Here is an 8928-nt window from a genome sequence, read left to right on the forward strand (position 1 = left end):
GCAAACCAAAGTGGGCAAACTGCCCAATGGGTTAACCTACTACATCCGCAAAAACGCCGAACCCAAGAACCGGGCTCACCTTATGCTAGCCGTGAAAGTGGGAGCCATTCAGGAAGAGGATCCCGAAAACGGACTGGCTCACTTTACCGAGCACATGGCCTTTAACGGTACTAAGAATTTTCCTAAAAACGAACTCGTCAGTTTTCTTCAGTCAAATGGCATCAAGTTCGGCGATGATCTCAACGCCTTTACCAGTTTCGAACAAACGGTATACTTTCTGCCCGTACCGACGGATTCGATGAAAGTGTTCTTACGAGCTTTTGATATCCTGGAAGACTGGTCACACGATCTGACCATGGACGAAACCGAAATCAACAAAGAGCGGGGCGTCATTCTGGAAGAGCTACGGGGCGGCAAGGGAGCTTCCCAGCGGATGCGAGATGAGTACTTTCCCGTGATCATGAACGGCTCGAAGTGGGGCAAGCGGAACGTCATCGGTACGGAGGAAATCCTGAAAAACTTCAAACCCGAAACGATTCGTAACTTCTATAAAACCTGGTATCAACCCCAAAATCAGGCCATCATTGCCGTGGGCGATTTTGACGTAGCTCAGGTTGAAAAGATCATCAAAGAGAAGTTTGGAGCCATTCCGGCGGCCACGAGTCCCAAACCCCTGGGTGAATTCCCGATACCGGCCAACAGTGATACCAAAGTGGCCATTGTAACCGATCAAGAACAGCCGTATACCATTGTTCAGATTCTGACGCGACTGCCCGAGTTGAAAGAAAAAACTTTCGCCGATACCCGCGAAAAAATCAAGCGGTCTTTGTTCAACCAGATGTTGAATAGCCGCTTACAGGAATTGACGCAAAAAGCCGATCCTCCATTCCAGTACGGGTTTAGCTCCACGAGTAGCTTCCTAGGCAATTACGATTCCTTTGTAAGCGTAGTGGTTGCGAAAAACGGTGGTATTGAAAAAGGGCTGAAAGCGGTACTGGACGAAAATGCTCGTGTGGCCAAATTTGGCTTTACGGCTACGGAGCTGGAACGGGCCAAGCAAAACCTGCTGACGGGTACCGAAAAACGCTTCAAGGAGAAAGATAAAACCAAGTCGGAAGCATTTGCGATGGAGTACATGAATGACTTCATCAATGATGTACCTTCCATGGGCGTAGAGAAAAACTTTGAGTTCGTAAAAGCCGAATTGCCCGGCATTACGCTCGAAGAAGTGAATGCCTTACCTAAAACGCTGCTGACGAAGGAAAACCGGGCCGTTATTGTAATGGCTCCCGAAAAAGACAAGGCAACGCTTCCCAAAGAAGCTCAATTGCTGGACTGGATTGATAACTCCGGGCAGAATGTAACGGCGTACGTGGATGAAGTCATCTCTAAGCCTTTGCTGGCGGCAGCACCCAAAGCGGGTAAAGTAACCGCCGAAAAGCAGATTCCCGAAATTGGTGTAACGGAGCTAACGCTTTCCAATGGACTGAAAGTAGTACTGAAACCCACGGATTTCAAAAATGACGAGGTCCTGTTCCGTTCCTTCAGCTTTGGCGGAACCTCCCTGTATCCCTTAGCCGACTACATCGACGCGGATCAGTCGAATGTGATTGCCGCCCAGGGTGGGGTAGCGGAGTTCTCAGCGACGCAACTCAAAAAGTACCTGACGGGCAAAGTGGCCAATGTTTCTACCTACGTGGGCGAACTGACGGAGGGTATGAATGGCTCTTTCTCACCCAAAGATGCTGAAACGGCTCTGCAACTCATCTACGCGAATTTTGTAATGCCCCGCAAAGACCCGGAAGTCATCAAAGGATATCTGGGGAATATGAAAGATGAGCTGGAGCAGAAATTCGCAACTCCCGATCCGCAGGGCGTCTTTTTCGATACACTTTCTGCAGTATTGCATGGCTATAACCCCCGCTATATGCCCATGAAGCCCGCCGATGTGGATAAAATCAACGTGGATAAAGCGATGCGTATCTACAAAGAACGCTTTGCGAATGCTTCGGATTTTACCTTCTTCTTCGTCGGAAATTTCAAGGTTGACGAATTCAAACCGCTGTTGGAAAAATACCTGGGTAGTTTGCCCAGTACGGGTAAAAAGGAAACGTACAAAGACCTGAACATTCGTCCGCTGAAAGGCAAAGTCATCAAAACCGTCTATCGCGGTATTGACGATAAGGCGGCGGCTCAACTCGTGTACTCCGGCGATTTTGTGTACACGCCCGAAAATGAAACCAATCTGAGTGCCATCGAAGAGATTCTGAACATCAAACTCATCGACGAAATTCGGGAAAAGGAAAGTGGCGTATACTACATCTATGCCCAGGGCAATGCCGAAAAATTACCGAAACCTCGTTATTCGCTGAGCATTGGTTACGGTACCAATCCGGGTCGTATCGAGGAATTGGCTACCAAAACCCTGGCCATTCTGGAGGATATGAAGAAAAATGGACCTTCTCAGACGGATCTAGACAAGTACAAGATTGAAACCAAACGCCAACTGGAAGTACAGATGAAAGAGAACCGTTTCTGGGCTAATAGTCTCTCTTCGAGCTACCAGAATGGAGAAGATCCCAAAGACGTACTGAAAGAAATGAAGCTGGTCGATCAGGTAACCGTCGCTTCGGTAAAAGCCATGGCTGCCAAGGTATTCGGTGGTAATCTGATTAAAGCCGTACTGCTGCCCGAGAAAAAGCAGGCCACGAGTAGTAAATAAGGGAAAATTCAGTACCCTAAAGAGCCGGATGAATGGAAGCATTGCCTACCCATTCGTCCGGCTTTTCTCTTAAATTTTATAGAAACTAGAGGGTAAATCTTGCCGGAGACCGTCTATTCGAAACATGCGGGTTGTTCTTCTAAACCTTAATTACCTCTTTACGCACCCAATGGTATGAATATGAATCCTACACAGGTAAGCGATCCCCTGGCGTCTACGAAAATGGGAAATTTCCGTTGGACGGTCGTGGCTTTACTCTTCTTCGCTACTACCATCAATTACGTTGACCGTCAGATTATTGGGTTACTCAAGCCAACGCTGGAAAAAGAATTCAACTGGACGGAATCCGATTACAGTCTGATTGTAACCTTCTTTTCGGCCGCGTATGCCGTGGGCTTGCTGTTGTTTGGACGAATTGTCGATAAAGTAGGTACGAAGATGGGATATACCATTTCCATCATATTCTGGAGTATTGCGGCCATGTTACACGCCTTGGTAAGCAGTACGGCCGGTTTTATCACTGTACGGGTATTGTTAGGCTTAGGCGAGGCCGGAAACTTTCCCACCGCTATCAAATCCGTAGCGGAGTGGTTCCCTAAAAAAGAACGGGCATTGGCCACGGGAATTTTTAACTCCGGAGCAAACATCGGAGCCGTGGTAGCTCCTATTATGGTTCCCTGGATTTTAGGCGTTTACGGCTGGGAAGCGGCGTTTTTAGCGACTGGTGCCATCGGTTTTGTATGGCTGGTGTTCTGGTTGGTATTGTACGAAGTACCCGCTCGGAAGAAAAACATGGACCCCACCGAGTACGCTCACATTCACAGTGATAGCGATCTGGCGGCGGCTACGGCTGAAACCGAAGGTGGTTCCGTATCCTGGGGTCGTCTGTTGGGCATTCGACAAACCTGGGCTTTCATTTTTGGTAAAATGCTCACCGATCCCATCTGGTGGTTCTTCCTGTTCTGGTTGCCTTCGTACTTTGCCGAACGCTTCCAGTTAGATTTGAAAAAACCGAGTCTGCCGTTGATCATCGTATATACGGCTACGACGATTGGTAGTATTGGTGGCGGTTATCTGTCGGGCTATTTTATCAAACGAGGTTTCCCCGTATTTAAAGCCCGTAAAACGGCGATGCTCATTTTTGCTTTGGCCGTCGTCCCCATCATCAGTGCTAAATACATCAACGATATTTGGGTAGCCGTGGCCCTGATTGGTCTGGCAGCAGCCGCTCACCAGGCCTGGAGTGCGAATATCTTCACGACGGCTTCGGATATGTTCCCCAAACGGGCCGTTAGTTCAGTGGTCGGAATGGGTGGTATGGCCGGTTCCATCGGCGGTATGCTTTTCCCGATTCTGATTGGCTATCTGCTGGATTACTACAAAGGACAGGGTAACATTGTCGCCGGGTACAACGTGGTGTTTATCATCTGTGGTTTTGCTTATCTGCTGGCCTGGGGTGCCATGCACATCTTCGCTCCTAAAATGGAAGAGGTAAAACTTTAAGTTGCATAAGCCAGTATTTTCCGGCTTTTTTGAAGGCGAATGAAACATCTTTCATTCGCCTTTTTTCGTATTAAAACCTTTTTGCATGAAAACCAAGTCATGGTACGGATTGGTCTTAGCCCTTCTGGTTACGATTCAATCGTATGCTCAACAGCAATTTGAGAAGGAAATTCAGGCATTTGAAACGCAGGACCAGACCACGCCGCCGCCGAAAAATCCGATTCTGTTTGTGGGGAGTTCTACCTTTCGCCTGTGGTCGGACATGCAGGAGTCTTTTCCCGAGCAGCCCATTCTCAACCGGGGCTTTGGTGGTTCCACACTGACGGACGTCGTATACTACTATGATCGACTGATTCCCAAGTATAAGCCGAAACAAATCGTCATTTACTGCGGTGAAAACGACATCGCTACGGGTAAGAACGCTAAGAATACCTACCTGGAATTTTTCAGATTGTACGGAAAAATCCGCAAGGATATGCCCCGAGTACCCGTGATTTTCATCTCAGCGAAACCGGCTCCTTCCCGCTGGGACAAACGGGATGCCATGCAGGAATTCAACCGACTCGTCAGCTCTTTTCTGGACGGCGAAGAGGATGCCGATTACCTGGATGTATGGCCCGTAATGTTGAACGAAAGTCTACGTCCTGAACCCATCCTGTTCAAAGCCGACAGTCTCCACATGACGCCTGAAGGCTATCGCCGCTGGACCGAAGTGCTTAAACCTTTGTTAGTGGATTGAACAGTTTTCAGTTTTTGGTCTGCAGTTTTCAGTTATAAGCTTGCAAATAAAACAGTGTAATGATCGCAGAATTTTCAGTTTACAGTTTAATAGGCGACCACTGAAAACTGTAAACCGAAAACTGTAAACTAAGCAAACTTTATGAACATTGTCTTACTAGACGGCTATACGCTCAATCCGGGTGATCTGGACTGGGCTCCGTTGGAGCAGCTGGGTTCTTTCCAGGTCTATGACCGCGTGAAGTCCGAAGAGGTGGTTGAGAAGGCGAAGGAAGCCGATATCCTGCTGACCAATAAAGCAAAGATTACCCGGGAAGTGCTGGAACAACTGCCCAACGTAAAATACATTGGCGTGACCGCCACGGGGTACAACATCGTCGATACCGAAGCCGCCCGGGAACGGAGCATTCCGGTAACTAATGTGAGCGATTACAGCTCCCGGGCTGTAGCCCAGCACACCTTTGCCCTGATGCTGCATTTCACAAACGACGTGGCCCATTTGGGTGAATCGGTGCGAGCCAAGGTTTGGGCTCAGAATCCGGATTTTTGCTATTCCTTCCAGCCGTTGACGGAGCTGTCCGGAAAAACACTCGGACTAGTGGGTTTTGGAAGTATTGCCAAACAGGTTGCTCAGATTGGTCATGCCTTTGGCATGCGTATTCTGGCCCATCGTCGGCACGCGAAACTTGAATTAACCCACCCCTACGTGGAAATGGCCAGTCTGGAGGACGTGTTTCGGGAAAGCGATTTCGTATCGCTGCATTGCCCGCTAACGCCGGAAACGCAGGGGCTGGTGAACGCCGAACGGCTGAGCTGGATGAAACCCACCGCTTTATTGATCAATACTGGTCGCGGTCCGTTAATCGTCGAGCAGGACCTGGCGGATGCCCTCAACGCGGGTACGATTGCCGGAGCGGGCTTGGACGTACTCTCCGTAGAGCCGCCCAGCCCGGATAATTCCCTGACCGAAGCTAAAAACTGCCTCATTACGCCACATGTAGCCTGGCTGGCTTTCGAAGCCCGGCGGCGGTTGCTCCAGATGGCAGCCGATAACATCCGTGCTTTCATAAACGGTACACCAATCAACGTGGTGAATTAGAAAGTGATACATGACAAATCCGAAGAAAAGTCAACTACTAGACCTTTCTTTGGATTTATTTATCAATGGTATAACTAGTGAATTAACTATTTTCGTAGATTTCCGAAAATTTCGGATGTATGGTTATGGAAAAATTGACTCCCGCTGAAGAAACAGCCATGCTGACGCTCTGGCGATTAGAACGCGGTACCTTAGGCGTCATTCTGGAAGAAATGCCCGAGCCCAAACCGCATTACAACACCCTGGCTTCTGCTTTTAAAAACCTGGAGAAAAAAGGGTACGTACTGTTTCGCCGATACGGAAATGTATACGAGTATTATCCGGCCGTAAGTCGCGAGCAAGTGGCGGATCGGATGGTAGAAGAGTACTTCGATGATTCGTACAAGAATCTAGTTACGCATTTTGCCAAGGAGCAAAAGATATCAGCTGATGACCTGCGGGAAATTTTATCCATGATCGAAAAAGGCCAATAATATGCAAACGCTGGTATATCTCTTACAGGTCAGTTTAAGCTTGGCGGGTTTCGCGGGTTTATATGCTTTGTTACTAAAAAAAGAGACCTACTATCAGTGGAACCGCTGGTATTTCTGGATTGCTGGAATAGCCTCACTGCTGGTTCCAGCCTGGAACGAATGGTTTTCGCAGCGGGAAAGCATCCAGCAAGTAACCACGTACGTACCGGATTTGAGTTTTCAGTATGCTGCTCAGCAGGTAGCCGACTCGCCGTATCCGTCAGCGGAGTCCATGGTACTAGGACTTTGGTTAATAGGCGTGCTGGTCATGAGTGTTCGCCTAGTACGTCAGTTGAGGAGTGTGTATCAACTCTACCGAAATTCCCACATGCAGTATGTAGGGGAGCAGAAGGTGCAAGTACCAGCGTCAGAGACGGCTCCTTTCTCGTTTTTTCACTGGATCTTTATGAATCCAACCCTGTTTACCCCCCAGGAACTCAAGGAAGTACTATTACACGAACAGATACACGCCCGGCAAGGCCATTCCTGGGATGTATTGATGGGAGAGATACTACAAATCGTATTTTGGTTCAATCCTCTGATTTGGTGGTGGAACAAAACGGTGCGTCAGAACCTGGAATATCTGGCTGATTACACGGTACTGGCGAGCGGCCTGAACGCCCGACATTACCAATACCATTTGTTACGGCAAAGCGGTCTGGCCGTGCCCGTACGTACGCACTTTAGCGTTTCTGAACTCAAAAACCGGATTCGTCAAATCAATACTCCTTCGTCGGCTCCCTGGAAGGGAATCAAGTTACTGCTTCTACTGCCCTTACTGGGCTTCTGGATTATGGCGTTTACGCCCCGGCGAGTCATGGAAAAAATCGTAATACTGCCCGCCAGGCAACAGCAACCTGTAACTACGGATACAATTCGTCCAGTGTTGCCCGCAAAAATAATCCTGACGAAGAAGCGAACGCCTCGAACGAAGTCTACGAATTTGCCTAAAGCAACCTCGACTACGCCAGCTACGTACGCGTATTTCCTCGACGACCGCAAAACGACCCGTGAAGGAATAGACGGCTTAAATCCTGATGAGATTAAAGAAATGCAGATCGTAAAATCGGAAGCTGAACCCACGCGAAAAGAACTTCGCATTTACACCCGGGAACCTGTTCCGGTACAAATGAAGGTCAACGCTGCTGCTAAGCCGCTGTATCTGGTGAATGGGGAAGAGGTTGAAAATTTAGATGCGATCAAACCCGACCAGATCGAGAGTATTAACGTTCTGAAAGACACGAAGGCAACGGAGCATTACGGAGAAAAGGCAAAAAATGGAGTAATACTCGTTACCTTGAAAGAGCAATAGAAAAGGCCCCATACAGGGGCCTTTCTTCATTTTTAGTAATCCCCTCCGGCACCGCCGCCACCAAAACTACCCCCCCCGAAGTCCCAGCCGCCACCACCGCCGCCGCCGCTGTTGCCTCCCCAACTACCGGAAGAGCTTCCCCAGCTTGACATGGTAGCATAGGGAACGAACCAAGGCATACCACCCCCGGGACCGCCCGAATTTCGGCAACCGCGTCCCATCAAACGGGAAATAACAATGAAGCCTACGACGGCAATGACCAAAAAGATGATTACGCCGCTCATCGGAAGCTCCGTATCGTCACTAGCCTGATCGTTCTTGTATTCTCCACTGGCTCGGCGAATGATTTCGCTGGTTGCATTATCCAGTCCTTTGAAGTACTGCTGTTGTTTGAAAGCCGGAGCAAGCTGGTCAGAAATGATGCGTTTGGCTACGGCATCCGGAATGGCTCCTTCCAGACCATATCCGGGAGCAATGTATAGCTTACGCGTTTCCGTGGCCCACAGTAACACGAGGCCATTGTCTTTGCCCTTTTGTCCAATACCCCATTTACGTCCGATTTGAAAGGCGTAGTCGCCGGGTGGATAATCGCCCGTCGTTTTCACGATCACAATCACAATCTGATTGGACGTGGAATCCATGAAACCTTTTAGCTTTCGCTCGAGCTGGTCTTTTTCGCCGCCCGCTAACATGCCTACGTAATCATTAACAAAACGGGCTGGAACCGGACGTTCGGGAATATCCTGGGCAGAAGCAACAACGAAACTCAGAATTGAAAAGACCAGCCAGAGTCCCTTCCGTAGCACTTGCAAAAATGGCATGTGGGTCATGACTGTAGTAAATAGAAAACTAGGGTTAAGCCGTAGCTAATCCCATGAATAAGTAAATAATTACTGGAATGAAATGTCATCGGGAAGCTCATTCCGATCCTCTGACTGGTAAGGGAAGTACGCCTTTAGCTGCTTCCCTGCCATTTCGATGCCCGTTCGCAATCCCGCTACCAGATCATCCTGCCGGAAGTGTTGCCGCATGGCATCAGGGG

The 8928-nt window shown here is 48.9% G+C and carries 7 protein-coding genes; 6 read left to right on the top strand and 1 reads right to left on the bottom strand.

Annotated features, from left to right (window positions below; translation table 11 throughout):
* From ACOJTG_RS10500 to ACOJTG_RS10525, 6 genes are all read left to right on the top strand, one after another.
* Positions 1-2722: M16 family metallopeptidase (locus ACOJTG_RS10500; protein ID WP_420153769.1), on the top strand; the 2722-nt coding region annotated here is incomplete at its 5' end.
* A gap of 174 nt (positions 2723-2896) precedes the next feature.
* On the top strand, positions 2897-4225 hold the full coding sequence (locus ACOJTG_RS10505; protein WP_420153770.1) for an MFS transporter: 1329 nt from the start codon (positions 2897-2899) through the stop codon (positions 4223-4225).
* Positions 4226-4310: 85 nt separating this feature from the next.
* Entirely contained in the window at positions 4311-4964 is a 654-nt protein-coding gene (locus tag ACOJTG_RS10510) for a GDSL-type esterase/lipase family protein (RefSeq protein WP_420153771.1), read from the top strand.
* A gap of 141 nt (positions 4965-5105) precedes the next feature.
* Positions 5106-6062 carry a D-2-hydroxyacid dehydrogenase gene (locus tag ACOJTG_RS10515; RefSeq protein WP_420153772.1) on the top strand — a complete coding sequence of 319 codons (957 nt, stop codon included), beginning with the start codon at positions 5106-5108 and terminating at the stop codon, positions 6060-6062.
* A 125-nt stretch (positions 6063-6187) separates the two neighbouring features.
* Positions 6188-6535, top strand: a complete 348-nt coding sequence (locus tag ACOJTG_RS10520) for a BlaI/MecI/CopY family transcriptional regulator (protein ID WP_420153773.1) — start codon at positions 6188-6190, stop codon at positions 6533-6535.
* Between the two features lies 1 nt (position 6536).
* Complete coding sequence (locus ACOJTG_RS10525) at positions 6537-7886, top strand: M56 family metallopeptidase (RefSeq protein ID WP_420153774.1); 1350 nt, start codon at positions 6537-6539, stop codon at positions 7884-7886.
* Between the two features lie 32 nt (positions 7887-7918).
* On the opposite strand, the gene ACOJTG_RS10530 is transcribed toward ACOJTG_RS10525, so the two are convergent.
* Complete coding sequence (locus tag ACOJTG_RS10530; protein ID WP_420153775.1) at positions 7919-8707, bottom strand: TPM domain-containing protein; 789 nt, start codon at positions 8705-8707, stop codon at positions 7919-7921.
* Positions 8708-8928 lie beyond the last annotated feature (221 nt).

The sequence above is a fragment of the Siphonobacter sp. genome (genome assembly GCF_048595215.1).
Lineage (GTDB): Bacteria > Bacteroidota > Bacteroidia > Cytophagales > Spirosomataceae > Siphonobacter.